Consider the following 26,349-nt stretch of genomic DNA (forward strand, 5'->3'; position numbering starts at 1 on the left):
ACCCGCATCGCTTTGAAGCCGGCGCACGGCACCCCCACGAGGACGATGGATCATGACCGCCACGGCTGAGCCTGCCACCGGCCCGAATCCCGCCCCGTCGCCCGTCGCCGGGCCGGGGCCGATCAGTCCGCGCGCCGCCAACCGCCAGGGGGCCGGCCTGCCGCGCCGCCTCGCCGAGGCCTTGAGCGGCGAGGTAAGGTTCGACGCCTTCACCCGGGGTCGCTATGCTAACGACGCGTCGATCTACCAGATCATGCCGGCGGGCGTGGTCCTGCCCCGCAGCGCCGCCGACATCGCCGCAACCCTGAAGATCGCCGCCGAGCACGACGTGCCGGTGATCCTGCGCGGTGGCGGCACTTCGCAGAACGGCCAGCCCATCGGGCGCGGCCTCGTGGTCGATTGCTCGCGCCATTTCAACGGGATCGTCGCCTACGACCCTGAGGCCGGAACGATCACCGTCGAGCCCGGCATGGTGCTGGAGCGGTTGAACACGCGGGTGAAGGCCGATGGCTGGTTCTTCCCCGTGGAGCCCTCCACCGCCACCCGCTGCACCATCGGCGGCATGGCCGGCAACAATTCCTGCGGCGCGCGCTCCCTGCGCTTCGGCAAGATGAGCGACAACGTGCTCGGGATGGAGGCGCTGTTCCACGACGGCGAGCCCTTCGGCTTCGGCCTCACAGGGAACGCGGCGACGGGCGTCACCGGCTCCCGACGGGCGGACGACCTCGCCGCCGCCATGCGGGCTCTGGCCGAATCCGAGCGCGACGAGATCCTGCGAATGTACCCTCGGGTGCAACGCCGGGTCGGCGGCTACAATCTCGATGCGCTGATCGAAGCGCGGCCGAACCTCGCCCATCTCCTCGTCGGCTCGGAGGGCACGCTGGCGGCCACCACCAGCGTCACCCTGAAGTTGTCGCGCCTGCCGGCGCATCGGGTCATGGGCGTCTGCCACTTCCCCTCGTTCCGGTCCGCCATGGAGACGACGAAGGCCATCGTCGACCTCGATCCCGTGGCGGTGGAGCTCGTGGACAACAACGTGCTCGTGCTCGGAGCCGACATCCCGCTGTTCCGGGCGACGCTGGCCGACATCACACGCGGCCTGCCGAACTGCCTGCTGCTGGTGGAATTCGCCGGCGACGACCGCGATGCGCTTCTGGCCGACCTTAGGCGTCTCGACGCCTGCATGGCCGATAACGGCCATGTGGACGCCGTGGTGGAGGTGCCGGAGCCGATCCGACAGAAATCGGTATGGGAGGTGCGCGAGGCCTGCCTCAACATCATGATGTCGATGAAGGGCGACGCGAAGCCCGTCTCCTTCATCGAGGATTGCGCGGTGCCGCTGGAGCATCTCGCCGATTACACCGACGCGGTGACGGAGGTGTTCACCCGCCACGGCACGCGCGGCACCTGGTACGCCCATGCCTCCGTCGGTTGCCTGCATGTGCGCCCGATCCTCGACATGAAGCAGGGTGGGGACGTCGCCAAGATGCGGGCCATCGCGGAGGCCGCGAGCGAGCAGGTCCGCCGCTTCAAGGGCTCGTATTCGGGCGAGCATGGCGACGGCATCTCGCGCTCGGAATACATCGCGCCGATGTTCGGGGAGCGCCTGACCCGCGCCTTCGAGATGGTGAAGGACGGGTTCGACCCGCAGAACCGGCTCAATCCCGGCAAGATCGTCCGGCCGCTGCGGATGGACGACCGCTCGCTGATGCGGTTCCAGCCGGGCTACGCGGTGAGCCAGCCGCAGAAGACCGCCCTCGACTGGTCCGAATGGGGCGGTTTCGGCGGCGCCGTCGAGATGTGCAACAACAATGGAACCTGCCGGAAGCTCGCGGGCGGCGCGATGTGCCCGTCCTATCGCGCCACGAAGGAGGAACAACACCTCACGCGTGGCCGGGCGAACTCCCTGCGGCTCGCGATCTCCGGCCAGCTCGGCGCCGACGCCTTCACCAGCCGCGAGATGAAGCGGACCCTGGATCTCTGCGTCTCGTGCAAGGCCTGCCGCCGCGAATGCCCCACCGGCATCGACATGGCGAAGATGAAGGTCGAGTTCCTGCACCATTATCACGCCCGCCACGGCTTGCCCCTGAAGGAGCGGCTGGTGGCGGCGCTGCCGCTCTATGCCGGCACCGCCGCCTGGCTGGCGCCGCTCCTGAACCTGCGCGACCGGGTGCCCGCCTTGGCGAGGCTGTCGGAGCGGGTCGCAGGACTCTCGGCGCGGCGCACCCTGCCGCGCTGGCGCAGACCCTGGGCCGAGCAGGGCGAGCCGGCCCATCCCGCCGACGTGACCGGGGATTTTCGCGACGTCGTTTTGTTCGGCGACACGTTCAACCGCGCCTTCGAGCGGGAGAACCTGGAGGCGGCCGAGCGCGTGCTGATCGCCGCCGGCTACCGCCTGCACAGGGTCCTGCCCCCTCGCGGACGGCGCCCCCTCTGCTGCGGCCGCACCTATCTCGCGTCCGGCCAGACCGACCGGGCCCGCGAGGAGGCAAGCCGCACGCTCACCGCGCTGCTGCCCTTCATTCGGGCCGGTGCCCGGATCGTCGGGCTCGAACCCTCCTGCCTCCTCACCTTCCGCGACGAGTTCGCGTCCCTGCTCCCCGGCCCTGAGGCGGGGGAGCTGAGCAAGGCGAGCCTGCTGTTCGAGGAACTGCTCGCCGTCGATCTCGATGCCGGGCGGATCGCCCTGCCGCTGGCGGATCAGGGCGGGCGCGTCGCCCACCTACACGGCCATTGCCACCAGAAGGCCTTCGCCGCCATGGGCGCGGTAGAGACGGTGCTGCGCGCAGTGCCGGGCCTCGACGTGCGGGTCATCGAGTCGAGCTGCTGCGGCATGGCGGGCGTCTTCGGCTACGGCGCCGAGACCATCGACGTGTCGCTCGCCATGGCTGAGCTCTCGCTGTTCCCGGCCCTGCGCAAGGCCGGCCCGGACGATCTCGTCGTGGCCGACGGCACCAGCTGCCGCCACCAGATCCATGACGGCCTCGGGCTCGAAGCGCTCCACGTGGCGCGGGTGCTGGACGCAGCGATGGCGCGTCCGGCCGAACGTCACTGACGGCCGGGCCGGGCGGCTGGTCATGGTTGTAAGGACGTGATGGATGGTATCGAGAAAGGCGGGCCGCCTTTCTCGAGTGGAATCCGCCTCGCTCAGGGGACAACATGACCGACCTCGAGCAGAACAAAGCGACTGTGATCGCCTTCTATCGGTTGATGTTCGACGAGTGCCGGCCGCGCGAGGCCATCGAGCGTTATGCCGGTGACGACTACATCCAGCACAATCCGCATGTGGCAAATGGCAAGGACGGCTTCATCGCCTATTTCGAGCGCATGGCGCGCGAATGGCCGGGCAAGCGGGTGGAGGTGAAGCGGGCGGTCGCCGAGGGTAATCTTGTCGTGCTGCATTGTTGGCAGCACTGGCCGGGCAACCATGATTACGCGGCCATGGATATCTTTCGGCTCGATGACGGCGGCAGAATCGTCGAGCACTGGGACGTGCTGCAGATCCTGCCCGACTCGTCGGCCAATCCGAACGGGATGTTCTGATGCGGGGGATCGCCCGCGTTCCCGGCCCCACCGATGGACTGCAGCCCCGCATCTTTGGACTTACGTCGAGCGTGACACGATGCGATACCCGAAGGGTGATCAAGAAGGACTCGCGATGACAAAGCCTGTGTTCTTCGTCACTCCCGGCTACGGCGAGCGACTGCGGCAGGCCTTGCATTATTCGCAGGCCGTTAGGATCGGCGACCGGATCGAAACCTCCGGCCAGGGTGGGTGGGACGACGATCTGCGGATTCCACCGAGGCTCGAGGACGAGATCACCCAGGCGTTTCATAATGTCGAACGGACGCTGGAGACCGCCGGTGCCGGTTGGAGCGACGTCGTTCACGTCAATTCCTACCATGTCGGCGGCTTCCCCCGGGAGGTCAACGCGACGATGGCCACGCTTTATCGCCGGTACATGCCCGACCACGCTCCCATCTGGACCCAGCTGGCTGTCGCCGCGCTGGGGCTGCCGGACATGCGCATCGAGATCCGCGTCACCGCCATCATCGCTTGAGCCATCCCGGCAAGCTTTGCGGCGGGACATGGTGACAGGATAACTCGCATTGACAGCGACGCTCGGGCGTTCGACGTCTCGACGAAAGGGCGGCCTGCTACCGCGTTGCCTTTTCCAGTTCGTGGCAACGTCTTCGTCGCGGCCGGTCGCTTCTGTCTGTCACGACAAAACCAGCTCTAAGTGGCCCCATACGGCGGGGCCGGAGTCGCCGAATGACCGTCTACCTGTCGGCCCTTGCCGGGGGCGTCCTGATCGGCACCTCCGCCGCACTGCTCCTCATCCTCAACGGCCGCATCGCCGGGATCAGCGGCATCGCCGCCGGGGCGATGCTTCCGCTGAGCCGAGATACGCCGTGGCGCTGGGCCTTCCTCGCCGGCCTGCTCCTCGGCCCGGTCCTGTATTGCCTCGCCTTCGGCGCATGGCCCGTGGTGCAACTCGACGCGCCGTGGATCCTTGTCGTTCTCGGCGGCCTCCTCGTTGGCTACGGGACGCGCCTCGGCGGGGGATGCACCAGCGGCCACGGCGTCTGTGGTCTCGCCCGGCTGTCGCCTCGCTCAATCGCGGCCGTAGCGACCTTCATGGCCACCGCCGCGGCGACGGTGTTCCTCGTCCGCCATGGAGGATGGTGATGGAAACCTTGCGTTCCTCGGTGGGGTTGCTCGCCGGCCTCTTGTTCGGATTCGGCTTGGCGCTGTCGGGCATGATGGACCCGGCGCGTGTGCTCGGTTTCCTCGACGTGGCCGGGGCCTGGGATCCGAGCCTCGCCTTCGTGCTGGGCGGCGCCGTGGGCGTCTCGGCGCTTGGCTATGTTGCCGTTTCGCGGATGCGAAAGCCCGTGCTCGCGCAGCGCTTCGAGATTCCTCACAACCGTCCCATCACGGCGAGCCTGATCGGGGGGGGCGCCCTGTTCGGCATCGGTTGGGGCCTCGTCGGCCTCTGCCCTGGCCCGGCGCTGGCGGGGCTGACGCTGGGCCTGCCGCAAGTGATCGGGTTCGTGGCGGCGATGGTGGTCGGCATGCTGCTCCACCGCGTCACCGCAGCGGCATCCAGCAAGTGAGACGCGAACGCACACGGCCCGGTCGGAGAACCGACCGGGCCGTGTGGTGGAGCTTCGCGTTTTCGGGCCTTTGCGCTACCGGCGCGGCAGGGCGTGCAGCGCCTTGAGGAAGACGTCCACGTCCGCGCGGGTGTTGTAGAAGGCCAGCGAGGCGCGCACCGACTGATCGACGCCGAAGCGGCGCAGGGCCGGCAGGGCGCAATGGTGGCCCGAGCGCACGGCGATGCCGCGGGCGTCGAGATGCTTGGCCACCGCCTCGTTGTCGTGTCCGTCGATGACGAAGGACATGACGCTGGCCTTCTGCCGCGCCGTGCCGATGAGGCGCAGGCCCTTCACGTCGGCGAGCCCTCCTTGCGCGTATTCGAGCAGGTCGTGCTCATAGGCCGCGATGCCGGGCAGTCCGACGCTCTCTAGGTAGTCGAGGGCCGCCCCCAGTCCCACGGCGCCGGCGATGTCGGGCGTGCCGGCCTCGAACTTCTCCGGCGCGCCCTTGTAGACGGTCTTTGCGAAGGTGACGTCCTCGATCATGTGGCCGCCGCCCTGCCAGGGGGGCATCGCCTCCAGCAGGTGCTTCTTGCCGTAGAGGGCGCCGATCCCGGTGGGGCCGAACACCTTGTGGCCGGAGAAGACGAGGAAGTCGGCATCCAGCGCCTGCACGTCGAGGGGGATGTGCGGCGAGGATTGGGCCGCATCTACCAGCACCGGCACGCCATAGGCATGGCTGAGCGCGATGATCTCGGTCACCGGGTTGATGGTGCCGAGCGCGTTGGCGACATGGGTCACCGACACGATCTTGGTGCGGCCCGAGAGCAGGGCGGCGAACTGCTCGAAGATGATCTCGCCCCGGTCGTTGACCGGGATCACCCGCAGGGTCGCCCCCGTGGCCTGGGTCAGGAGCTGCCAGGGCACGATGTTGGCGTGGTGCTCGATCTGGCTCACGATGATCTCGTCGCCAGGACCGACATTCGCGCGGCCATAGGAATTGGCTACGAGGTTGATGGCTTCCGTTGTGCCGCGCAGGAAGACGATGTCGTCCTTCGACGGGGCGTTGAGGAAGCGACGCACCTTTTCGCGACCGCCCTCGAACAGGTCCGTCGAACGCGCCGCCAGGGTATGCGCGGCCCGGTGGATGTTCGAGTTGTGGCGGGCGTAGAACTCGCTCGTCGCATCGATGACGCTCTGCGGCTTGTGGGTGGTGGCCGCGTTGTCGAGCCAGACCAGCGGATGCCCGTTGATGCTCTGGTGCAGCGCCGGGAAGTCCTTGCGCACGCGCTCCACGTCGAAGGGTGCCGCCACCGGGCTGGAGCCCTGCGACGAGACATGGGGCGCGTGGCCGGGGCCCGGCTCGTGGCGAGTCGACAGGGCGGGCGCGGCGTTGCCCGTCCGGCTGCGGTCGGTCAGGAAGTAGTATTCGCCCGACGAGAACGGCTCGTCGGCGATCTCCACCTTGCGGACTGCGTCGGGAGCAGTGCGGCCGGTGCGGGAGACGGTCTCCTGCGACGCGTCCTTACCCTTATGGCCGGGCGCTTCCGAAACCAGCGACGGCGCGAACCCATGCGCGAAGGCATTGGCGCGCGGGTGGTCCTTGGCGCTCGTGGCGTGGAGATCGTGGCCGCCGGGGAGGAAGGCGGCGACATCGGCGACGCTCGGCACGAAGAACTCGGGCAGGCCCCCACGGGGAGCCTGCGCCTCGGGATGGACCGAGGGAAACGCCGAGGGCTGCGCGAAGCCCGGACCGGTGAGGCCGGGAAGGCCGACCGGAGGCGCTCCGAACGAGCGGGCGCCCTGCGCCGAGGCGTCGGGCTGAAGACCCGACGGCGCGGCGCCCGAGGGGATCGACGGCGTGCCGAAATCCGCCTTGGGGGCGAGGGGGTGGCCGAAGCCCTGGGGAATGTTCTCCAGGGCCTGCGGCGCTTGCGGCGTCGACGGCAGGTTGGGGGTCAGGGGCGCGCTTGCTGCCTGACCCTGGCCGTAGATCTCGCGGGCGAAGCGCCCGACGAGATCCGCATGCGCCGTGTCGCCGAACAACCCCGTGGGGAGGCCCGGCGCGTTAGGCGTAGTCATGGTAGTTGCCCAGCAGCACGTTATCGAGGCGTGCGATGGCGTCTTCCACCAGCACCGCGGCCGAGAAGTAGCGGGTCACGAGGTGCGAGGCGATGGAATGGTCGTTGGTGCCCATGTAGCGCACCGACAGGCCGGTCTCGATCTCGCCGGTGACGCCGGACTTCTGCAGGCCGACCACGCCCTGTTCGCCTTCGCCGACGCGGAGCAGGAGGATCGAGGTGGTCTGGGCGCCGGTCACCGGATCGATATCGATGGGCAGCTTGTCGCTCGGCACGATCGGCACGCCGCGCCAGGTGAGGAAGGGCGAGCCGAACAAGTGGATCACCACCGGCGGCACGCCACGGCGGGTGGCTTCACGGCCGAAGGCCGCGATGGCGCGGGGATGGGCCACGAAGAACGCGGGCTTCTTCCAGACCAGGGTCAGGAGCTCGTCGAGGTCGTCCGGGGTGGGCGGTCCACCACGGGTGGGGATGCGCTGGCGCTGGCTGACTTCGTGGAGGAGGCCGAACTCGGAATTGTTGAACAGCTCCCACTCTTCCCGCTCCTTCACGGCATCGACCGTGAGGCGGATCTGCTCGCGAAGCTGGTCGATCTCGTTGGAGTAGAGATCGGTCACGCGGGTGTGGGTGTGCAGGATCGTCTGGATCGTGGAGAGGTGGTACTCGCGAGGGTCGACCTCGTAATCGACATAGGTCGTGGGCAGGCGCGGCTCGCCGGTATGGACCGCCAGAAGCTCGATGCCCTGCTCGCCCTCGCTGTTGGTGTGGCCCTTGAGGCGGTCACGCTCTTCTACGAACTGGGAGATGCGCGAGCGGATACCCTCGTCCTCGATGGCGGCGCGGTCGAGGGTGAGCAGCGTCACCGCCGAGAGCGCCTTCACGGCGGGGGCGGGGGCGTTCTCGTTCACGAGGTCGCTATCCCCGAAATAGTCGCCGCCGGTGGCGAGACCCTGGCGCAGGCGGTTTTTGAACGGACCGGACAGGGTCAGCTCGACGGTGCCCTCGGCCACGACGGTGAGGCTGCGGCCGGTGGAGCCCTCCTCGGCGATGATCTCGCCCGCCTTGTGCTGGGAGACGGTGAACTTGGATGCGAGGGCCGACAGCTCGTTGTCGCCGAGGCGGCTGAACAGCGGGACGCTGCGCAGGGAGGCCGGGCGCACCGTGCGGGTGCCGCCATCGTTGGCGAGCTCGATCCGGCCGGGTTTGGCCAGCACGACCGCGCGGCGGTTGACCCGGTAGACGCCGCCGGCGACGTCGACGAAGGGCAGCAGGCGATGGAACCAGCGCGGGGTGTTGGCCGCGTTCTGGACCGACGTGACGGTCGCCGTTGCGAGATTGCGTGCCGCCGAGGCGCTCACGCTCAGACCGGGTCCACTCATGGGTGTTCGTCTCCGTATTGCGGCAGGAGGCGTCGGCCGGCCGTGACGCGGCGCGTGCCGCATCGAAGCCGCGCCTGTCGCGCGTCCGCTCTCGCTCGATGGATAATCTTGGGCTGATCTTGATCGGCCCCCGCTGCCTCAGACAAAGCATCATTGCGGGGACGGGTTGTTTCTAACGCTCGATCTTAAAGTTGGTCAATGAAATTCTGTTCTATAAGTCATGGTCTTTATAGAATGTATATTCTATTCTACTCCACCTAAGCTAATTTAATTCTATAATACGATTATATAGGAGATGATTTATCTCGCCTGTACGGATGGACAGGGGAAGAAGAGTTAAAAAATCGTCCCTAAATGCCGTCACCGAAAAACTGGTCCATGCTGAGGGCGGGGTCTTCGGTAGGGCTGATGCGCGACACGACGCGGGCCGGCACGCCTGCGACGGTGGTGTGGGCAGGCACGTCGTGCAGCACCACGGCGGCGGCAGCGACCTTCGCACCCTCGCCGACCCGGATGTTGCCGAGCACCTTGGCGCCGACGCTGAGAAGGACACCGCGTTCGATCTTCGGATGGCGGTCGCCGCTCTCCTTGCCGTTGCCCCCAAGGGTCACCGATTGCAGGATGGAGACATCGTCGGCGATCACCGTGGTCTCTCCAATGACGACGCCGGTGGCGTGATCGATGAACACGCCCGAGCCGATTCGCGCGGCGGGATGGATATCGGCCCCGAAGACCTCAGAAATCCGGCTCTGGATGTGGAGCGCCAGGGTGGCGCGGCCTTGGTGCCAGAGCCAATGAGCCACCCGGTAGCCCTCCAGGGAGGCCAGTCCCTTGTAGAACAGGAAGGGATCGAGATAGCGGCGGCAGGTCGGGTCGCGCTCGCGGATGGCGACGATGTCGCGCACCGCATGATCGCCCGCATGCGGATCCGCCTGGAAAGCGGAGAGGCAGAGGTCGCGGGTGGACAAGCGCGAGAGGTCGCCGTCGCCGAGGCGATGGGCGAGGCGGTAGGCGAGGGCATGAACCAGGCTCGGCTGATCCAAGACCGTGGCCTGGATGATGCCGGCATAGAGCGGCTCTTCGATCAGCGCGGCTTCGGCCTCCGCGCGCATGGCGCGCCACAGGTCGGCTTCGACGGTGGTCTGGCTGACGCTGCGCAGGGGCGGGCGGAGGATGTTGGTCGGAACGCTGCGCGTCGCCAGGCTGCCCGCTGTCATGGTCTGTCTTTCACTCCTCGCGCCTGGCTCGCGCGAGCCTGCATTTTACCCCCCGCAGGCCGCACCCTCAGCCGATGCGTTGGAACAGCGTCGCGATGTAGCCTACGAGCAGGCCGTGACCCTCGAACTGGACATTCACCGCCTCGGCCCCATCGGGGCCGGATACGATGTCGACGATACGTCCCGTGGCGTGACGCCAGATGCCGAGCGCCTCGGCGACATCGAGTCTCGCGAACACGACCTGATCTCCGAGAACCATCGTTCCCTCCTCCGGGTGTCGTTTTCCAATGATGGGGATCGTCCGAGCGCCTGACGGTCTTTGCCGGTCAGGGCTTCACATGCTTCGAATTGTGCTTCTCACGGGTTCGCTGCTGTTATTTGGTTCCAGGCTACGAGCGTGCGTCGAGTATCGGCATTCGCGCGAGGCACGGCGTGCACTCCGTAGGCGCCGGGCCAATGATCTCGTCGGCGGGTAACGGTCCAGGGCGTGGTGACACGGATTTTCAATCCAAGCATTGCCAGCGGACAAACCTGTCTCGGGAGGCATGGCGCAGGCGGGGGGTAGTTAGTTGGTCTCCCTGTATTGTGCATATCTTGGCTCGTTCGGGTCAACGAGAGTGATTTTCAAAGACCAAGTGCTTACCGAAAGATCCTTCCCTTGGGGCCGGCGCGAGGAGCAGGCTTGTTCTTCGAAGGCGATTCTCGGCAGCTGGCCTTAAAGACCGGCCTTTCCGCAGCGTGGCGTCGGTCAGATGCCGCTGAACCAGTTGTAGCCCTGGTCTTCCCAGTAGCCGCCGGGATAATCGTTGGTCACGAAGACCGAGACGATGTGCTTGGGGCTCTTGAAGCCGAGCTTCGTCGGCACGCGCACCCGGAGGGGGTAGCCGTATTCGAGGGGCAGGGCGCTGCCGCCGAAATCCAGAGCCAGCACCGTCTGAGGGTGGAGGGCACTCGGCATGTCGAGGCTGCCGTAATAGCGGTCTGCGCATTTGAACCCGACATATTTGGCAGTGAGGTCGGCACCGACCCGCTCCAGGAAGGCTTTCAGCGGCACACCGCTCCATTGGCCGATCTGGCTCCAACCCTCGATGCAGATGTGGCGGGTGATCTGACTTTCCTGCGGCAGGGCGCGCAGCTTCTGCAGGGTCCAGGGCGTCTTGTCGGCGACGAGGCCGGAGACGTCGAGCTTCCAGTTCGCCTCGTCGATCTCGGGGATGTTGTCCGGCGGGTAGTAGGCGTTGAACCGGAACGGCGTGTCGATCATGCTCGCCGGATAGGTCGGCGCCAGCTTGTTCGGGTCGAACAGCCAGGCCTGGACTCGGTCGTTGGCACGCGACATCGCCCACAGCGTCCGGTCGATCAGGGTGCCGTTGGTGCCGGTGGAGAGGTCGCAGCCCGAGAGCAGCGACAGGGCGCCGAGGGACAGGCCCGAGCGCAGGAACATGCGGCGCTCCAGCTTCACCAATTCCGGCTGGATCTCCCGGCGAAGGTCGCGCAGGCGTTTCGCCTCGGTCACGTCACGGCTCATGAGCGCGTCTCCACGGGGTCGACGGGAATGCGGGCGCGGCCGGTCACCATCGCCACGAGGGTGCGCGGGACCAGGACGACCAGGGCCAGATGGAGCAGGATGAAGCCGACGATGCCGGACATGGCGAGGAAATGCACGCGGCGCGCCCATTCATAGCCGCCGAACAGGGCCGCGAGCCCTTGAAGCTGAACCGGTTTCCACAGGGCGAGGCCGGAGGCGACCAGCAGGATTCCGAGGAGGAAGGCCACCAGATAGGCGACCCGCTGTACGGCGTTGTACTCGCCGATCCGATGGGTGAGGCGTAGCCTTACGGCATCGCTGGCATCGCGCCAGAACGCCCTCGGGCTCAGAGGCAGGAACGACTTGGCGAAATGGCGGGCGAACAGGCCGTAGAGGACGTAGGCGAGGCCGTTCAGCGCGAACAGCCACATGGCGGCGAAGTGCCAAGCGAGGGCCCCGCCGAGCCAGCCGCCGAGGGTCGCCCATTTCGGGAAGACGAAAGGGAAGAACGGCGAGGCGTTGTAGATCGCCCAGCCGCTGAACAGCATGCAGAACACCGCCACCGCGTTGATCCAATGGGTCACGCGCACGACGAGCGGGTGAATCACGGTGACGCGGGAGGGGATGCTTTGGGGGACGGTCATCCGGGGTCTACCTTGTCGAAACGTATCTCGGGCCGTTGCCGCCACGCCGTGCCCCTCCCCCGCAAAAGGGGGGGAGGGTGGTATGAGAATTACATCGACGGGACGGTGCCGTTGCGGCCGACGATGAGGATCACCGCGCTGGGCTTGCCGTCGGCACCCTTCTTGGTGAAAGCGACGACCTTCGCGCCGTCAACGACGACGGACTTGTCGCCCGGATCGACCAGGGTCACCGGCACGTCTTCCGGCACGTTCACCTTCTTCTCGCCGCCCTGATACTTGACCAGAAGGGTCCGCCCCTCGGTGCCGGAAATGGTGCCGATGGCGCCGTTGGTCATCGTCGAGTTGGAGCCGAGGTCCCACGGGTAGTGCCCGTCGGCCGTACCGCGCAGGGACGAGGCGAAGACGGTGACCTGCAGCGCCTTCTGCGATCCGTCCGGCTGCGGGATCGCCGCGGTGCCGATGTAGCTGTCGGGCTTGATGTCGGTGAGCTTGCCGGTGGAGGCCGCCAGCACTTTCACGTCGGAGGCGAGGCTCACAGTCAGCGCCTCGCCCACGCGCGGCTTGATCGTCACGGCCGTGCCGTCAACCTTCTCGATGGTGCCGCGATAGCGCGTGATGTCGTCGGCCTGGGCGGCGGTGGCCGTGATCGCGAGGGTAAGGGTGAGCGTCGTCAGGAAGGACTTCAGCATTGGCGGTTCCTCGATGGTTCGGCGTCGTTATGGTCGGGGCGGATTCACGACATCCGCCCTCAATGCCGGGGCTGCGCCGCCGCCCCGGAATGGCGTGTTCGCGCAAAGACTCTGGCTACATCGGCGGGACGGTGCCGTTCTCGCCGACGATCATCCGGTCGGCGACCATCGTGCCGGCGGCATCCGGCTTGGTGATCGCCACCACGCGGGCGCCGACCTTGATAGCGGATCGGTCGGAGGGGTTGAGGGAGACGATCGGCACGTCTTCGGGGACCGTGATGGTCTTCTCGCCACCCTTGTAGGTCACGGTGATCGTGCGCCCGGTGGTGCCGGTGAGGGCGCCGACGGCGCCGTTCGTCATCGTGTTCTCCTTCTCAAGATCCCACGGATAATGGCCGTCGCCTGTGCCGCGCATGCTCGGGGCGAAGACGGCGACTTCGAGGGCCTTCAGGGTGCCGTCGGCCTGGGGCGTCGCGGCGGTGCCGACGTAGCTGTCCGGCTTGATGTCGCCGATCTCGGCCTTGCTGGCGGCGGCCACCCTCATCGCATCGGCGAACTTGACCGAGACGGCCTGACCGATGCGGGGCTTGATCGTGACGTGATCGCCGGCGACGGATTCGATCGTTCCGCGCACGCGGACCAGTGGGGAATCGGCCAGGACGGGCAGACTGGAGAACAGGCCGACGCACAGGGTGGCGGCCGTGAGGATCCGTCGTGTCATGAAATGCCTTGCGCTAGAGCGATCCCGGCTGTCGGGACCCTCGCCGGACGCTTCCGCCTGCACGGCGGGAAGCGCTCGGACAACGCGCGATGTGGCATCAGGTTCGTATGCGCACAAATCAATTGTGCGCTATCGTGGAACGATCAGTGTGCCATCAGCATCGGCATGGTGGCATGGGCCAGCACGTGGCTGGTGGCGCCGCCGAAGATCATCTGGCGCAAACGACTCTGTGTATAGGCTCCCTTGATTAGCAGGTCGCAGCCGAAATCCTGCGCCTCGTTCAGGAAGACCTCGCCGGGCGTGCGCCGGCCTTCGGTGAAGGCCTTGTGGTCCGCGAAGATGCCTTCGCAGGCGAGCGCCCTCGCCAGATCCTCCGCGCTCGGCCCCGGCACCATGCCGCCCTCCGCGCTGACGACGCGGATGCGCGAGGCCTTGCGCAGGAAGGGCATGGCGAAGGCCACCGCCCGCGCGGTCTCGCTCGATCCGTTCCAGGCGATGAGGATCGCCTCGCCGAGGCTCGTCGGAGGCGTGGGGGGCGCCAGCAGGATGGGCCGGCCGCTCTCGAACAGGGCCGTCTCGAACGTGGTCATGCGCGGGGCGCCGTCGCCGGAGCCGGGGCGGCCCACCACGGTGGCGGTGAACAGGCGGGCGTAATGTCCGAGGAAGGCGTCGCCCGCCGGTACGTCCGGCCGCCAGCGGTAGCGGGTTCCGGCGGCGGCCACGAATTCGGGGGTGCATGGCCCTTCTGTGGCGGCGGGAATGCCGGCGCCGACGAGGAAGTCGACGAAGCGCCGGCCGGCATCCTCGGCCTCGGCCTTGTCGGCCTCCTCGTCGCGCAGCCATGTCATGCCGCCGACCATGTCCACCGGAACGTATTCGGCGAGGGCCGGGCGCAGGGAGACGCCCTCGATCAGGCTGCCGAAGCGGCGACCCACCAGGAGCGTGGTCGCGAAGACGGAGGGCAGCGCGTCGTGGAGCGCCACCGGAACGAGCAGGGTCTTCATCGCCGGGAACCTCCATCCACGCCATCGCCGCCGATGGGCAGGCTAGTGCGGTTTCGCGTTCCGGAAAACTCCGGCTCGTCGTCAACCCACGCTTTTCTACGGCGTTCGGCAACCGCGTCGCGCATGCGTCGCCGATCTGCGCCATTGGCAGGCTGGTGAGGCTAAAAAGACAGGTGAAGCTTGGCTACAAGCCCGTGCCCATCTCAGTAGAATGTCTCACGTTACAACGACATTTGGCGGGAACCCAATGGAGGGGCTGTCGTTGTCCGGCAAACGTGGCGTTGTTGGATACGCCGATCCACAGAGATGTGGTCCGGTCCGCCGCCCTTGCGTTTTCAAGATCATATCCAGAGGTCAGAATCATGAATAAGTACGTTGCGCTGTCCGCCATTGCCGTCGTCATGGCGACCCCCGCCGCCGCGCAGACCATGTCCGGCGATTTCCGTCTTCAGGCGATGCAGGCCAATGCGTTCGAGGTCCAGTCGAGCCAGATCGCGCTGTCGAAGAGCCGCAACCCGCAGGTGATCAGCTTCGCCCGTGACGCCGTGCGTGACCACCGCGCCGCGAACGTGGCCCTGGCCGGCGGCGAGCGGACGTATGCCGGCAACGGCGGTCCCGGCGGCCTGATCGGCGCCCCCCTGGCGATTGCTGGTGGCGCGGTGGGTGCGGCCACGGGTGCTGCGACCGGTGTTGTCGCCGGTACGCTGAGCGGCGGCCCGGTCGGTGCCGTCGAGGGGATCGGCAGCGGCGCGAGCCGTGGCGCCGCCGCCGGCAGCCAGGCCCTCAACGGCGATGTCGACACCACCGCCGGCACCACCATGGTCCCGGTCGATCCGCAGCAGCAGGCCATGCTCTCCGAGCTCGCCGCCGCCCCGGCCGGCCCGCGCTTCGACCGTCTCTACGGCCAGATCCAGGTGCGGTCGCACGAGGCGGCCATCGGCATGTACCAGTCCTATGCCCAGACCGGCACGAACCCGGCCCTGCGCGCCCATGCCGAGCAGGCTCTGCCGGTGCTCCAGCAGCACTACCAGATGGCACAGCGCCTTCCCGGCGCCCGTTAGGGGTCGGAGCCTGCCGGCGCTCCATGGGGCGGCGACGGAGTTCATGAACACAAGAAACGCCGGGCTGGTGAGGCCCGGCGTTTTTTTTCGCGTCTCTCATGGTTCCGTGCAGCGAGCACCCCGCATCCGGTTGAATGCGGGGGACTGGGCGGTCGGTTCAGACTTCGCTGCTGTGCATCAGGGAGGCCGGGGTCATCGCCTTTCCGCCGCCATCGACGGCGGGCTCGAAATCCCCCGTCTCGGGATTGCGCAGGAGAAGTTCGCCATGGGCGATGCCAAAATGCGCGCCGTGGAGCGCCAAGCGGCCATCGGCGACGCGCTCGCGGACGAATGGGAACGTCATCAGGTTCTCGAGGCTCTGCGCGACGGTGGCATACTCGAGGCGCGTCAGGTGGTCCGGTCCCTTCTGAACCTTGAGCTTCTCCTCAGCGCCTTTCACCAGGGACACCCACTTGCCGATGAAGTCGCTGGTCGAGAGCGGGCCCGGCGGGTTGGCGTAGGCCTTGATGCCGCCGCAGGTGGCGTGACCAAGAACGACGATGTGCTTCACCTCGAGGGCCTGGACGGCGAACTCGATGGCCGCCGACGTGCCATGGTACTCGCCGCCCTCCTCGAACGGGGGCACGAGATTGGCCACGTTGCGGATGATGAAGAGTTCGCCTGGTCCGGTATCGAAGATCACTTCCGGCGAAACGCGGCTGTCACAGCAGCCGATCAGCAAGACTTCCGGGCTCTGCCCCTTTGCCAGGGCGGCGTAGCGCTTGGCCTCATCGGACAAGCGTCCATCGAGAAACGACCGGTATCCTGAGGTCAGCTTTTCTGGAAACATGCGTTTGCCTTCCTTGAGCGTTGTTGTTGGGGGTTGCCGTGGCAACCCGGTTCTCGACATTCGGCCTCGACTGGCAAGACCTCTGCCGTATCTGGTTCCAAGGCCCTATGTGGCCCAGTATCGAGCCGGTAGCCCAGTGCGGGTTCACACCTGATGCCAGGCCAGGGTGACGGGCGGCTCGGGCCGCTCGCCCGACGCTATGCGTCTGGCCAGGCGAGCGAGACCCGCGGGTTCGATCCGCTCGCCGCTGGCGTCCAACTCGTGGAGCGTCCACCAGCGTGTGCCGAGGACCGTGCTGTCTTCGGTCTCGGCGAGGCGGCTGGTATCGACCTCGTCGCTGGGCAGACGCACGACGAAATAGCGTTCGCGGGCATCACGCGGCTTCGGGAACAGAAAGAATGGACCATCGCAGGCAGCGACTTGTGGCCCGATCTCGGCATCGAAAACCCCGATTTCCTCGCCGAGTTCCCGAAGGCAGGCTTGCGCGTGGCTTTCGCCGGGCTCCAGCCCTCCACCCGGCATGAACCAGAAAGTCCGATCCTCCGGCTTCGACGGATCGATGGGGCGTTGCGCCTCGTAGGCGATCAGGAGCAGCCGGTCCTGCGGGTCGAAGACCAGGGCACGGGCGACATGGCGCAAAGGAGGCGCGCCGGAGCCTTGGCAGGACTCGCGTTCGGGGGGCGGGGTCGCGGAGGTAAGATTCATGCCGACAGTTTAACAGGGAATCGGACCCTCGCCAGCAGGCGCCCAAATCACCACGGGCAGGCCATGGCGGTCGCGTCCCGGCGGGTCGGGCATCGGGATGGCACGTCCGAGGACGATGTCGCGGGCGACGACCAGGGCGGCGAGGGCGTCGAGGTGATCATCGGCCCCCACGCCCGCCGGTCTGCCCGCGTCCACCAGCATCGCGGGTAGACCGGCCCTTCGCAGGAGCGCGCGACGCTCCTCCAGCCCTTCCCGACGCCCCGGCCCCTTCTTGGCCGATGCCAGCGGACGGTCGCCGTTGAGGCGGCGGAACGCCACTTCCGGGTGAACCTCGTGAACCCGCTCGCGCAGTGGCGGCCGCGCCAGGAGCAGGTCGTCTACCTCGCGGATGTAGCGGGTGATGTTCCAGCACTGGATCGAGGGCGCGAAGGGAGGGACACTGGCGGCGCGGGAGAGCGCCTTGGCCTCCTCGTAGCTGCCGGCATGGACCGCTGCCCGTGGCGGCACCGGGAAGACGCTGGATCGCCCGCCCGCGAGATAGGCCCTGGCTGCGCGGTCGGCGACCCGGCCGCCGCCCTCGACGCGGTCGGGCAGGCCGATCGGGACGTCGATCCCAATGCAGACCGGGGCCTCCGGCCCGTCCAGGATATCGGAGACGCGGGCAAAGCGAGCAGCGCGGTATCGCCCAGGATCGTCGAGGTCGAGGAGGGCTCCGGCCCAGGCGCCGCGGCAGCCGTCGAGTCCGGCAATCCAGCGCGTCATGCCAGCCCCGCGAACCGCGACGGCTCTGGCGGGTTGATGTTGCTCAAGGACGGCCGGCTTCGAGGGCCGTCTCGTCGCACCCGGTAACGCCGCCGCCGGCGGTACGCATCACAGGACCGTTCCATGGATATCGCCGTCGACAAGGTCACCGAGATCATCCTCCGGGTCAGAGCGCTCGACGTGAAGGAAGGTGCCACCGACCCCGATTCAGGCTCCAACCCGATCGATGACGGCTCCACCGACGTGCTCACGTCCGGCACCGACGATGCCACGGAATCGGAAGTCCGCTCGATGATTTCCGGCCTCAACGACGACGAGCGGGCCAACCTCCTCGCCCTCCTCTATGTCGGGCGCGGCGACATGGAGGCGGAGGAATGGGGCGAGGCCGTGCGCTTCGCCCGCGAACGCGAGGCGGTGGGCGAGGGGGCCCTGCACGAGATCATGGGCTCGCCCGATGCAGGCGATCTCCTCGACGAAGGGCTCGCCGCCCTCGGAATCAGCCAGGACGTCTCGGAGGCATAAGACCAAGCAGCGCTGATCGCGACCGATAGTCGGGATCAGCGTGTTTCGCGGACGCCCGCCGCCGCGCCGTCGCTTGGGCAGATGACGATGAGCTCTCTGCGTATCGTCGTCTGGTCGTGAGACTGTCTTCCGACGCCGCACCCCGTCACCGACTGGCAGGGGGCGACGCAGCCAGCGTGGCGCCGGGGCAACGATGGCCCGATTCCGGTACGATGCCTCGAAATCCACAGCGTTAACCTTTTATTAACCTGGCGATTGCCGTTCCAGCGTGGCCGTGAGACGTTCGTTAACAAGAGATTAACGGGACGAGCGGCGGCCATGCGGATCGCGATTTCGAAGTTCCACAAAGCGGTGCACGCCCTCAAGCGCACCATCGGTGGTGTGGGCCTGATTTCCGGGTTGGCGGTCGTGTCCTTAGCCACCCTCCCGAACCTCGCCTCTGCTCAGACGCTGGCCTCCCTCCCCAGCGTGGCCAGCACCATCTCCACCACGGGCGCCGCCCGCCCGATCAGCGCCTGGGTTACCTTCTGCGAGACCTATGCCGCCGAATGCGCGGTGACTATCTCAGAGCCCGCCGCGATCAGCCTGACGCCCGGTATCTGGAACACCATCGTCTCGGTGAACCGCCGCGTGAACAAGTCCATCCGGGCGGTCACCGACATGGAGCAGCTCGGCATGGCCGACCGCTGGGATCTGGCCGAATCCGGTGCCGGCGATTGCGAGGACTTTCAGCTTCTGAAGCGCAAGCTCCTCGCCGAGGCCGGACTGCCACGCCGGGCCATGCGGATGACCGTGGTCATCGATGAGAAGGGGGAGGGCCATGCCGTCCTCACCCTGATCACCGACCGGGGCGACCTCATCCTCGACAACAAGACCAACAGCGTGCTGCCCTGGCGCCAGACCGGCTACACCTTCATCAAACGCGAGAGCCAGAACGCCATGGCCTGGGTATCACTCGGCCGTGCCACGTCGCCGGTGACCACCGCCAACCGCTAAGCAGGTTCACTAAAAGTAGTCACCGATTTTGCGTGTTGAAACTCGCAACACGTCAAAGGCCCAAGCGAGGTGAAGCCTCGGCTCGCCAATGCGAACCTGCTCCGGAGCGGGATGCGGTGTCCCGGAGGGAAATCGCATCAAAGGCGATGCATTAGCGACTTGTTAAGCGCGTGCGGGCGACGGTTGCCGGGTTCGGGAATCCCTCGCCATGACGACACTGAACCGCTTGCCCGCAACCTTGCTGCTGGCCGCCATCGTACCCCTGTGCTGGATGGCCCCCGCCTCGGCCCGGGATTCCGACGTCGGTGCCCTGCACGCGTCGTGGCGCGGATGCCTGCATCGGAATTTCGATCTGCAGGCACTGGTGACGAGCCGGACACTGGCCGTCGAGTCGGCCGTGAAATCTTGCCGCTCCAGCGAAGCGGCCTATCTCGCCGCCCTCTCCACCTCTCCCCTGGTGGACGACGAGGACGTATCGAGGGTTCGTCCGGCCCTGATCCAGCGCGCCAAGGGTTGGCTTCTGAGCAAGGCGAGCGGCACGCGCCCGCTCTGACGGCCCGTCACGCCGCTTTCGGCCCCCGCCTGCCTTCGAGCTGCCCGCCCGTAACCAGGGCGGCCAGCGCCTCGGCGGTCATGGCTCGGCCGTAGAGGTAGCCCTGGCCTTCGCGGCAGCCCATCATGCGTAGCATTGTGTCCTGTTCGACCGTCTCGATTCCCTCGGCGATGACATCGAGGCCGAAGCTCTGGGCCATGCCGAGCACGGCCCGAACGATCTCCGCGTCGTGCCGATCGGTGAGGATGTCGCGCACGAAGCCGCGGTCGATCTTCAGGCGCGTCAGCGGGAAACGCTTGAGCGAACTCAGCGACGCGTAGCCGGTGCCGAAATCGTCGAAGGCGATAGAGACGTCGTGCCGGTGGAGCTCGCGCAACGGCTCCAGCAGGGAGTCGTCGGTCTGAAGGGCGATCCGCTCCGTCACCTCGATTTCGAGCAGGCTCGGCGGCACCGCGTGGCGTTCCAGGGCGTCGATCACCTCACGGGCCAGCCGCCCCGTCCTGAGATGAGCCCCGAACAGGTTCACGGCGACCCGCAGGGGCGGAAGTCCGAGGGCGCGCCAGAGTGCGGATTGCCGGCAGGCATCGTCGACGATCCATCGGCCGATGGAGGCGGCGAGGGGATGGGCTTCGAGGGCGTCGATGAAGGCGGCCGGCAACAGCAGGCCGCGGGTGGGGTGCTGCCACCGCAGCAGGGCTTCGGCACCGATGACCTGTCCCGAACCCAGTTCGACCTGCGGCTGGTAGTGCAGTACCAGTTCTCCGTGCTCCACCGCTCGGGTCAACTCGTCGTGGAGCGTCCGCCGGGCGACGACCGCATTGCGCATGGATTGTTCGAACAGGCGGAAGCACCGCCGCCCGTCACGCTTGGCCTGATAGAGGGCCAGATCCGCATCGGCGATCAACTCGTCCCGGACGGTTCCCGGCCCGCCAATCGCCGCGCCTATGCTGAGACCGACATGGAAGACGTGCCCTGCCACCGGGAACGGAGTTTGGAATGCCTCCAGGATCTTCGCGGCCAGGGCACCCGCATCGAGGGGGTTGCCCCGGTCCGGCATGAGCAGCGCGAACTCGTCCCCACCGAAACGCGCCACCGTGATCTGGGACGTGACGCAGGACGACAGGCGCACCGCCACGGCCTGGAGCAGCACGTCTCCGACGGCGTGTCCCAGACTGTCGTTGACCTCCTTGAAGCCGTCGAGATCGAGCAGCATCACCGTGGCGTACCGGTTCGTCGCGAGGCTCGCGTCCAGGCGCTCGTCGAAGAGTGCGCGGTTGGTGAGGCCGGTCAGCTTGTCGTGGTGGGCCAGCTGCACCAGCTTGGCGTCGCGGGCACGCCACTCGCTGATGTCGCGGATGACGGCGCCCATCCCGATCCCGCCGGAAGCCTGCCAGATCGACATCGAGAATTCGATCGGGAACGTGCCGCCGTCGCGGTGCAGGGCCGTCAACTCGATGGTGCGGCCGGCCAAGTGTGACGCCCCCCCGGAGGCGATCCGGCGCAGCCCCGCCTTGTGGGCGGCGCGGAGCGGCTCTGGAATGATGATCTCGATGGGCCGGCCGATCATGTCGCCCGCGCCATAGCCGAACAGGGCCTCGGCCGAGGGATTGCAGAAGGTGATGGTTCCTGTACCGTCCACCACGAGCAGGGCATATTCTGCAGCCTGGGCGAAGCCGATCGCCGCTGTGTTGGCCAATTGCACCCGGCGCATCTCCAGCCGGTCCATGACGAGGTCGGCGAAAGCGGCGAGCTTCGACCGCTCGGCGTCGCCGAAACCGTCGCGCGGCTTCGTGTCGAGGAGGCAGAGCGATCCGATGCAATGCCCCTCGGCCGTGATCAGGGGCGCACCGGCATGAAACCGGACGCCCGGCAGATCGGGGTAGAGAAGGCCGTCGTCGTCCGTGTTGACGACCACGATCCCGGATTGCGCGAGGACTCGTTCGCAGGGCAGGCCATGTCGTGGCAGGCGGTGAAGATCGACGCCGATCCGGGCCACCAGCCAGGAGACCTCATCGTCGATGAGGGAGACCCAGGCCATCGGCATTCCGAGGCTCGCCGCCGTCACCGCGACGATGCGCTCGAGGCCGGCATCCGGGGCGGCACCGATCATGCGGCAGGAGCGCAAGGCAGCCAGACGCTCGGCGTCTTCCATCATGGCAGGGCTGTCGTCGGTTCCGGCGGGTGCCGATGGTGGAGGAAGCATGAAATCGGCACCGAGCATGAGCGGTTTCACTTAGGATACTCTGTCAAATGCTAACAGACCGTGCCGGCAGGGTTTGGACGTATCGATGTTCGCGGTGCGTTTCGGATATCGCTTCCATGGTACGAAGCAGGACGATCGGCCGTCATCGAGAGGACGGGTCCGCTTCCCTGACGGATATTGTGAAATCTCACTAGGAGATCGTAAGCGATACATCAAACATCAGATCCGGCCCCGGTTCCGCCCATGGACCGACTTGACGCGACATTGGCCATCTGCGTCGTTTTTCAGACCAGGGGGCATCCCGGGCAATGCTGTGCGAGGGATCAATCAAATACCCCAAATTCTATTAAAATCTCTTAACCATCCGAGAAAATCACCGCAAACCAAAACTTGGATGGTGGCTTGATGTATATCTATCGTTCCATCAGATTTCGATCCGGCGGAGGGCAATCATGGTGCATTCGATCTACGTAAGGAAGATCGGAGACGGCCGCGAAAATTCTTGGAAGACCCTGGCCCATGCCATCCAGACCCGAAGCGAGGCGGTCTTACTCGCCCGGAGACTAGCGTCGTCCTATCCGGAATCTGGCGCGGATCCTTTCCGGCGGGTGTTCTGGTTCCGGGACCGGACCGGTCTGCACGAGATCTGGGCGGCCCCCGAGGGCTAGCCCCGGATCGGTCTTCCTGCGCGTCGAGAGCTTGAAACGGGAGGGGGGCGGCGGTATCGCCGGGCGGCCGGTGCAACGAGCCACGGCTTCAGGAGATCGACGCGCCATGACCGAGATCCGTCCGCGTCGCAGCGTCCTCGCCATGCCCGGCTCCAATCCACGGGTCCTGGAGAAGGCGCGCGGCCTCCCCACCGACGTCGTGATGATCGATCTGGAGGATGGCGTCGCACCCGAGGTGAAGGCGGAGGGACGGGACGCCGTCGCCGCCACGGTGGCTTCCCGGCCCTACGGTCGGCGCGAGGTCGTGGTCCGCATTAACGGCCTCGACACGCCATGGGGCGAGGCCGATCTCGCGCGCATCGCCCCCGCTGGGCCGGACGCGATCGTGATCCCGAAGGTCTCCGGACCCGATGCCCTGGTCGCGGTCGGTTCGCGCCTGCGGCGCCTCGGCGCGCCGGACCATACCCGCGTCTGGGCGATGATCGAGACGCCGCTCGCGATCCTCCACATCGCCGAGATCGCCAGCGCCGCCCGCGACGTCGATACGCGCCTGTCGTGCCTGCTCGTCGGCCCGAACGATCTCGCCAAGACCAGCCGGGTCCGGCTCGGGGTGCCGGGCCGTCCGGCCCTGATGCCGTGGCTGATGAACGTGGTCATGGCGGCGCGGGCCTACGAGATCGACGTGATCGACGGTATCTACAATGCTTTTCGCGACGAGAGCGGATTCAGGGCCGAGTGCGAGCAGGGCCGAGACAGCGGGTTCGACGGCAAGATGCTGATCCATCCCGGCCAGATCGTCACCGCCAACGAACTGTTCGGCCCCTCGGACGCGGAGATCGAGGAGGCGCGGGCGATCATCGCCGTCTTCACCGAGCCGGAGAACCGGACGCGCGGGGCCATCGCCTTTCGCGGGCGGATGATCGAACGGCTCCATGCCGTGGAGGCGTCCCGGATCGTCGCCCTCGCCGACGCCATCGCGGCACGGGCAGCGTGAGCGGCGCGTCTCCTTCCGTCCCTCCGGCCGTCGGTCTGTGCATCCGAGATCCGCGATTGCGGGAATGGGGCTTCCCGCGCTGGGGCTCGGCAGCGGCGGCAGGGCTCGACCTCCATGCCTGCCTCGACGAACCCCTCGACTTGGCGCCCCAGGCCCCCGCCGTCCTGATCCCGGCGGGGTTCAGCGTTCTGATCCGGGATGCGGACTGGTGCGGCCTCGTCTTCCCACGCTCCGGCCTCGGTCACCGCGACGGCCTCGTCCTCGGCAACGGGACCGGCGTCATCGACGCGGATTACGAGGGACCACTCATGATCTCGGCCTGGAACCGCAACGCCGACCCGGCCGCGACCATCGTCATCCGCCCCGGCGACAGGATCGCGCAACTGGTCTTCACCCGCGTCACGCGGCCGGCCTTCACCCTCGTGGATGCCTCCGGTTCCGATGAGCCCGCCCCGCAATCCGGGCGCGGGCAGGGCGGCTTCGGATCGACCGGCCGGCGCTAGGGGCGATACGACGGGCTGACCGCGAAGTCAGAGAACTGAGGCCCGACCCTCAGCCTCAATTTCCGTTTATGAGCCTTGTATCCGGCCTGCTGGCGATGGACCTTGCATCCATCGCGGTCTGGCTTCATTGCGTCCCGTCTTCCGGATCGTCCGGCAGCCGCCGCGGCTTTCGATGGTCGGGAGAGACCGTGTCCTGATGCCTGCCATGCCCGCATCCGTAGAGACGGCTTCGGCCCTCATCGCCATCGTCTGCGCCTCTGCGCCCGTCCATCTCGTTCTGAACCTGCGAAGCCTCGATTGCGCCATCCGGTTGGTCACCGGGGCGAAGGCGGCCGCGAGCGACGACCTGTTTCACCCGGCCGATCTCGTCATCGTGATGCACGATCCCGATAGCGGGATCGATGGTCCGACCGTGATCCGGGACCTGCGCGATCACGAGGGACATGCCCGCACGGCGATTCTGTTCCTCGGTGCCTCCGCTGCCCTGCGGCGGACGGCGGTCGAGGCCGGCGCCACCGACGTGATGACCGGTCCCATCGATCCGCTGGACCTGCAGATTCGGGTCTGCAACCTCCTCGAGCTCGCCCTGGCGCGTCAGGTCCTCCACCGGCAATCGGTCGCGATGTGCCGCGACGTGGACCGGGCCGGTGCCGAGGCGGCCTCGCGGGAGCGGGAGATCATCCGCCGCCTGATGCTGGCGGCCGAATTCCGCGATGATCAGGCGGGGGACCACCTGACTCGGGTCGCCGGCTGCGCCATCGCCATTGCCGAAGGCCTCGGCCTGTCGGAGGGGGATGCGAACGACATTGCCTTGGCCTCGACGATGCACGACATCGGCAAGATCAGTATCCCCGATAGTATCCTGATGAAGCCGGGGCCGCTCAGCGACAGCGAGCGGGAGGAGATGAAGCACCACGCGATCCGCGGCTATCGCATGCTTTACGACAGCCCCTCTCACCTGCTGCAGCTCGCCTCCGACATCGCCCTGACCCATCACGAGCGCTGGGATGGCGGCGGCTATCCGCAGGGATTGAGCACGACGCAGATTCCGCTCGCGGGCCGCATCGTCGCTGTCGCCGACGTGTTCGATGCCCTGATCTCGGAGCGGGTCTACAAGAAGGCCTGGACCCCCGAGGCCGCGCGCCGGCATCTCGAAGAGCATGCCGGCACGCATTTCGACCCGGATTGCGTGGCCGCCTTCGTGGCCCGTTGGGACGACATCCTCGGGCTGGTGGAGAGCAACCCTCCCGAATCCGCCACCGTCTGAGCCGCCCGGAGGATCAGGCGTCGGCGACGCCGGCCTCGTCCTGTGCCTGCAGCACGTCGGGTCGGGGCATCGAGATGATGTTGTAGCCGGAATCGACGAAATGGACTTCGCCGGTGACGCCGCCGGAGAGGTCCGAGAGCAGATAGACCGCCGATCCGCCGACCTCTTCCAGGGTCACCGTGCGCCGCAGGGGGGCGTGGGCGCGCTGGTGATTGAACATCAGACGCGCATCGGCGATGCCGGCGCCGGCCAGGGTCCGCATCGGGCCGGCCGATAGGGCGTTCACGCGGATACCCTCCGGGCCGAGATCGCCGGCGAGATAGCGCACGGAGGCTTCGAGCGCCGCCTTGGCGACGCCCATGACGTTGTAGTTCGGCATGATCCGGGTCGATCCGCCATAAGTGAGCGTCAGCATCGAACCGCCGCGGCGCATGCGCGTGGCCGCCCGCTGCGCGATCTCCGTGAAGGAGAAGCATGAGATGACCATGGTCCGCGAGAAATTCTCACGGCTGGTCACGTCGACATAGCGTCCCTTGAGCTGTGCCTTGTCCGAGAAACCGATGGCGTGAACGACGAAATCGATTCCGTCGGTGAAGCGCTCGTCGAGGGCGGCGAACAGCGCGTCCACGCTCGCGATATCCTCTACGTCGCAGGGAATGACGATGTCGGACCCAAGTGAGGCCGCGAGCGGCTTGACGCGGCGACCGAGGGCATCCCCCTGGTAGGTGAACGCGAGTTCCGCGCCATGGTCATGGAGGGACTTGGCGATACCCCAGGCGATGGAATGATCGTTGGCGACCCCTAAAATCAGGCCGCGCTTGCCTACCATCAAACCTGTCATACGTGTCCTCGCATCCATCGCGCCGAAATCTCAGACAATTCCGGCTATCGCGAGGACGCTTAGCGCGTGCATCCATAAACTGT

26 protein-coding genes are annotated in these 26,349 nt (G+C 67.1%); 12 read left to right on the forward strand and 14 right to left on the reverse strand.

The features are described 5' to 3' along the window. Positions 1–52: 52 nt before the first annotated feature. The 5 genes from K368_RS0107450 to K368_RS0107470 all read left to right on the forward strand — a co-directional run bounded on the left by K368_RS0107450 (position 53) and on the right by K368_RS0107470 (position 5,117). Positions 53–3,055 carry an FAD-binding and (Fe-S)-binding domain-containing protein gene (locus K368_RS0107450; protein WP_027171828.1) on the forward strand — a complete coding sequence of 1,001 codons (3,003 nt, stop codon included), beginning with the start codon at positions 53–55 and terminating at the stop codon, positions 3,053–3,055. Positions 3,056–3,159: 104 nt separating this feature from the next. Next, on the forward strand, positions 3,160–3,543 hold the full coding sequence (locus tag K368_RS0107455; protein ID WP_027171829.1) for a nuclear transport factor 2 family protein: 384 nt from the start codon (positions 3,160–3,162) through the stop codon (positions 3,541–3,543). Between the two features lie 115 nt (positions 3,544–3,658). Next, on the forward strand, positions 3,659–4,060 hold the full coding sequence (locus K368_RS0107460; protein WP_027171830.1) for a RidA family protein: 402 nt from the start codon (positions 3,659–3,661) through the stop codon (positions 4,058–4,060). A gap of 212 nt (positions 4,061–4,272) precedes the next feature. Next, positions 4,273–4,689 (forward strand): YeeE/YedE thiosulfate transporter family protein, encoded by a 417-nt coding sequence (locus tag K368_RS0107465; protein ID WP_027171831.1) that lies wholly within the window; start codon positions 4,273–4,275, stop codon positions 4,687–4,689. Further along, on the forward strand, positions 4,689–5,117 hold the full coding sequence (locus K368_RS0107470) for a DUF6691 family protein (RefSeq protein WP_027171832.1): 429 nt from the start codon (positions 4,689–4,691) through the stop codon (positions 5,115–5,117). The genes K368_RS0107465 and K368_RS0107470 overlap by 1 nt, the downstream gene beginning before the upstream one ends. A 75-nt stretch (positions 5,118–5,192) precedes the next feature. Here the strand turns inward: K368_RS0107470 and K368_RS0107475 are convergent, their stop codons facing one another. The 9 genes from K368_RS0107475 to K368_RS0107515 form a co-directional block, all read right to left on the reverse strand. Further along, complete coding sequence (locus K368_RS0107475; RefSeq protein WP_027171833.1) at positions 5,193–7,181, reverse strand: family 2A encapsulin nanocompartment cargo protein cysteine desulfurase; 1,989 nt, start codon at positions 7,179–7,181, stop codon at positions 5,193–5,195. Continuing rightward, on the reverse strand, positions 7,168–8,559 hold the full coding sequence (locus K368_RS0107480; protein ID WP_027171834.1) for a family 2B encapsulin nanocompartment shell protein: 1,392 nt from the start codon (positions 8,557–8,559) through the stop codon (positions 7,168–7,170). Before K368_RS0107480 ends, K368_RS0107475 begins: the two co-directional genes overlap by 14 nt. A 350-nt stretch (positions 8,560–8,909) precedes the next feature. Next, positions 8,910–9,776, reverse strand: a complete 867-nt coding sequence (gene cysE / locus K368_RS0107485) for a serine O-acetyltransferase (protein WP_051439806.1) — start codon at positions 9,774–9,776, stop codon at positions 8,910–8,912. A 67-nt stretch (positions 9,777–9,843) separates the two neighbouring features. Then, entirely contained in the window at positions 9,844–10,035 is a 192-nt protein-coding gene (locus K368_RS0107490) for a hypothetical protein (RefSeq protein WP_018045405.1), read from the reverse strand. Positions 10,036–10,524: 489 nt separating this feature from the next. Continuing rightward, positions 10,525–11,304: a molybdopterin-dependent oxidoreductase gene (locus tag K368_RS0107495; protein WP_027171836.1), complete on the reverse strand. Its 780-nt coding sequence runs from the start codon at positions 11,302–11,304 to the stop codon at positions 10,525–10,527. Next, positions 11,301–11,948 carry a cytochrome b/b6 domain-containing protein gene (locus tag K368_RS0107500; protein WP_051439807.1) on the reverse strand — a complete coding sequence of 216 codons (648 nt, stop codon included), beginning with the start codon at positions 11,946–11,948 and terminating at the stop codon, positions 11,301–11,303. Before K368_RS0107500 ends, K368_RS0107495 begins: the two co-directional genes overlap by 4 nt. An 89-nt stretch (positions 11,949–12,037) precedes the next feature. Further along, positions 12,038–12,637: a hypothetical protein gene (locus tag K368_RS0107505; RefSeq protein WP_027171838.1), complete on the reverse strand. Its 600-nt coding sequence runs from the start codon at positions 12,635–12,637 to the stop codon at positions 12,038–12,040. Between the two features lie 115 nt (positions 12,638–12,752). Beyond that, positions 12,753–13,358: a hypothetical protein gene (locus tag K368_RS0107510; protein WP_027171839.1), complete on the reverse strand. Its 606-nt coding sequence runs from the start codon at positions 13,356–13,358 to the stop codon at positions 12,753–12,755. Positions 13,359–13,501: 143 nt separating this feature from the next. Beyond that, the gene (locus tag K368_RS0107515) at positions 13,502–14,362 is read right to left on the reverse strand and encodes a universal stress protein (protein ID WP_027171840.1); all 861 of its coding nucleotides are present in this window, start codon (positions 14,360–14,362) and stop codon (positions 13,502–13,504) included. A 359-nt stretch (positions 14,363–14,721) separates the two neighbouring features. Between K368_RS0107515 and K368_RS0107520 the strand changes: the two genes are divergently transcribed. Then, the gene (locus tag K368_RS0107520; protein ID WP_027171841.1) at positions 14,722–15,423 is read left to right on the forward strand and encodes a DUF4142 domain-containing protein; all 702 of its coding nucleotides are present in this window, start codon (positions 14,722–14,724) and stop codon (positions 15,421–15,423) included. A gap of 157 nt (positions 15,424–15,580) precedes the next feature. Here K368_RS0107520 and K368_RS0107525 read toward each other — a convergent pair whose 3' ends face one another. The 3 genes from K368_RS0107525 to K368_RS0107535 all read right to left on the reverse strand — a co-directional run bounded on the left by K368_RS0107525 (position 15,581) and on the right by K368_RS0107535 (position 17,719). Beyond that, positions 15,581–16,252: a carbonic anhydrase gene (locus K368_RS0107525; protein WP_036266063.1), complete on the reverse strand. Its 672-nt coding sequence runs from the start codon at positions 16,250–16,252 to the stop codon at positions 15,581–15,583. A 144-nt stretch (positions 16,253–16,396) separates the two neighbouring features. Beyond that, positions 16,397–16,957, reverse strand: a complete 561-nt coding sequence (locus K368_RS0107530) for an NUDIX domain-containing protein (RefSeq protein ID WP_245259531.1) — start codon at positions 16,955–16,957, stop codon at positions 16,397–16,399. A 9-nt stretch (positions 16,958–16,966) separates the two neighbouring features. After that, the gene (locus K368_RS0107535) at positions 16,967–17,719 is read right to left on the reverse strand and encodes a DUF429 domain-containing protein (protein ID WP_027171844.1); all 753 of its coding nucleotides are present in this window, start codon (positions 17,717–17,719) and stop codon (positions 16,967–16,969) included. A 123-nt stretch (positions 17,720–17,842) separates the two neighbouring features. Here K368_RS0107535 and K368_RS0107540 point away from each other — a divergent pair, with 123 nt between their 5' ends. The 3 genes from K368_RS0107540 to K368_RS0107550 all read left to right on the forward strand — a co-directional run bounded on the left by K368_RS0107540 (position 17,843) and on the right by K368_RS0107550 (position 19,790). Beyond that, entirely contained in the window at positions 17,843–18,241 is a 399-nt protein-coding gene (locus K368_RS0107540; protein ID WP_027171845.1) for a DUF3775 domain-containing protein, read from the forward strand. A 318-nt stretch (positions 18,242–18,559) separates the two neighbouring features. Next, the gene (locus K368_RS0107545) at positions 18,560–19,237 is read left to right on the forward strand and encodes a transglutaminase-like cysteine peptidase (RefSeq protein ID WP_027171846.1); all 678 of its coding nucleotides are present in this window, start codon (positions 18,560–18,562) and stop codon (positions 19,235–19,237) included. Between the two features lie 208 nt (positions 19,238–19,445). Continuing rightward, positions 19,446–19,790, forward strand: coding sequence for a hypothetical protein (locus K368_RS0107550; RefSeq protein ID WP_027171847.1), 345 nt, complete (start codon positions 19,446–19,448; stop codon positions 19,788–19,790). A 7-nt stretch (positions 19,791–19,797) separates the two neighbouring features. Here the strand turns inward: K368_RS0107550 and K368_RS0107555 are convergent, their stop codons facing one another. After that, the gene (locus K368_RS0107555; RefSeq protein ID WP_245259532.1) at positions 19,798–21,945 is read right to left on the reverse strand and encodes an EAL domain-containing protein; all 2,148 of its coding nucleotides are present in this window, start codon (positions 21,943–21,945) and stop codon (positions 19,798–19,800) included. Between the two features lie 822 nt (positions 21,946–22,767). Between K368_RS0107555 and K368_RS0107565 the strand changes: the two genes are divergently transcribed. From K368_RS0107565 to K368_RS0107575, 3 genes are all read left to right on the forward strand, one after another. Next, on the forward strand, positions 22,768–23,655 hold the full coding sequence (locus K368_RS0107565) for a CoA ester lyase (protein ID WP_027171850.1): 888 nt from the start codon (positions 22,768–22,770) through the stop codon (positions 23,653–23,655). Then, positions 23,652–24,158 carry a dUTP diphosphatase gene (dut, locus tag K368_RS0107570; RefSeq protein ID WP_027171851.1) on the forward strand — a complete coding sequence of 169 codons (507 nt, stop codon included), beginning with the start codon at positions 23,652–23,654 and terminating at the stop codon, positions 24,156–24,158. Before K368_RS0107565 ends, dut begins: the two co-directional genes overlap by 4 nt. Before the next feature lie 205 nt (positions 24,159–24,363). Next, a complete protein-coding gene (locus tag K368_RS0107575) occupies positions 24,364–25,425 on the forward strand; it encodes an HD domain-containing phosphohydrolase (RefSeq protein ID WP_036266066.1) in 1,062 nt (353 codons plus the stop codon). A gap of 13 nt (positions 25,426–25,438) precedes the next feature. On the opposite strand, the gene fabI is transcribed toward K368_RS0107575, so the two are convergent. Then, positions 25,439–26,266, reverse strand: coding sequence for an enoyl-ACP reductase FabI (fabI, locus tag K368_RS0107580; protein ID WP_027171853.1), 828 nt, complete (start codon positions 26,264–26,266; stop codon positions 25,439–25,441). Between the last annotated feature and the right edge of the window lie 83 nt (positions 26,267–26,349).

The sequence above is a fragment of the Methylobacterium sp. 10 genome (assembly GCF_000519085.1).
Taxonomy (GTDB): Bacteria; Pseudomonadota; Alphaproteobacteria; order Rhizobiales; family Beijerinckiaceae; genus Methylobacterium.

Excerpts from the sequence above, each read along its gene's own strand:
- K368_RS0107465 (WP_027171831.1), top strand. The coding sequence starts at position 4,273 with ATGACCGTCTACCTGTCGGCCCTTGCCGGGGGCGTCCTGATCGGCACC.
- K368_RS0107525 (WP_036266063.1), bottom strand. The coding sequence starts at position 16,252 with ATGTTTCCAGAAAAGCTGACCTCAGGATACCGGTCGTTTCTCGATGGA.
- K368_RS0107540 (WP_027171845.1), top strand. The coding sequence starts at position 17,843 with ATGGATATCGCCGTCGACAAGGTCACCGAGATCATCCTCCGGGTCAGA.
- K368_RS0107495 (WP_027171836.1), bottom strand. The coding sequence starts at position 11,304 with ATGAGCCGTGACGTGACCGAGGCGAAACGCCTGCGCGACCTTCGCCGG.
- K368_RS0107545 (WP_027171846.1), top strand. The coding sequence starts at position 18,560 with ATGCGGATCGCGATTTCGAAGTTCCACAAAGCGGTGCACGCCCTCAAG.
- K368_RS0107490 (WP_018045405.1), bottom strand. The coding sequence starts at position 10,035 with ATGGTTCTCGGAGATCAGGTCGTGTTCGCGAGACTCGATGTCGCCGAG.
- K368_RS0107475 (WP_027171833.1), bottom strand. The coding sequence starts at position 7,181 with ATGACTACGCCTAACGCGCCGGGCCTCCCCACGGGGTTGTTCGGCGAC.
- K368_RS0107500 (WP_051439807.1), bottom strand. The coding sequence starts at position 11,948 with ATGACCGTCCCCCAAAGCATCCCCTCCCGCGTCACCGTGATTCACCCG.
- K368_RS0107480 (WP_027171834.1), bottom strand. The coding sequence starts at position 8,559 with ATGAGTGGACCCGGTCTGAGCGTGAGCGCCTCGGCGGCACGCAATCTC.
- K368_RS0107510 (WP_027171839.1), bottom strand. The coding sequence starts at position 13,358 with ATGACACGACGGATCCTCACGGCCGCCACCCTGTGCGTCGGCCTGTTC.
- K368_RS0107575 (WP_036266066.1), top strand. The coding sequence starts at position 24,364 with ATGCCCGCATCCGTAGAGACGGCTTCGGCCCTCATCGCCATCGTCTGC.
- K368_RS0107550 (WP_027171847.1), top strand. The coding sequence starts at position 19,446 with ATGACGACACTGAACCGCTTGCCCGCAACCTTGCTGCTGGCCGCCATC.
- K368_RS0107505 (WP_027171838.1), bottom strand. The coding sequence starts at position 12,637 with ATGCTGAAGTCCTTCCTGACGACGCTCACCCTTACCCTCGCGATCACG.
- K368_RS0107515 (WP_027171840.1), bottom strand. The coding sequence starts at position 14,362 with ATGAAGACCCTGCTCGTTCCGGTGGCGCTCCACGACGCGCTGCCCTCC.
- fabI (WP_027171853.1), bottom strand. The coding sequence starts at position 26,266 with ATGACAGGTTTGATGGTAGGCAAGCGCGGCCTGATTTTAGGGGTCGCC.
- K368_RS0107455 (WP_027171829.1), top strand. The coding sequence starts at position 3,160 with ATGACCGACCTCGAGCAGAACAAAGCGACTGTGATCGCCTTCTATCGG.
- K368_RS0107535 (WP_027171844.1), bottom strand. The coding sequence starts at position 17,719 with ATGACGCGCTGGATTGCCGGACTCGACGGCTGCCGCGGCGCCTGGGCC.
- K368_RS0107450 (WP_027171828.1), top strand. The coding sequence starts at position 53 with ATGACCGCCACGGCTGAGCCTGCCACCGGCCCGAATCCCGCCCCGTCG.
- K368_RS0107530 (WP_245259531.1), bottom strand. The coding sequence starts at position 16,957 with ATGAATCTTACCTCCGCGACCCCGCCCCCCGAACGCGAGTCCTGCCAA.
- K368_RS0107565 (WP_027171850.1), top strand. The coding sequence starts at position 22,768 with ATGACCGAGATCCGTCCGCGTCGCAGCGTCCTCGCCATGCCCGGCTCC.
- K368_RS0107555 (WP_245259532.1), bottom strand. The coding sequence starts at position 21,945 with ATGATGGAAGACGCCGAGCGTCTGGCTGCCTTGCGCTCCTGCCGCATG.
- cysE (WP_051439806.1), bottom strand. The coding sequence starts at position 9,776 with ATGACAGCGGGCAGCCTGGCGACGCGCAGCGTTCCGACCAACATCCTC.
- K368_RS0107470 (WP_027171832.1), top strand. The coding sequence starts at position 4,689 with ATGGAAACCTTGCGTTCCTCGGTGGGGTTGCTCGCCGGCCTCTTGTTC.
- K368_RS0107460 (WP_027171830.1), top strand. The coding sequence starts at position 3,659 with ATGACAAAGCCTGTGTTCTTCGTCACTCCCGGCTACGGCGAGCGACTG.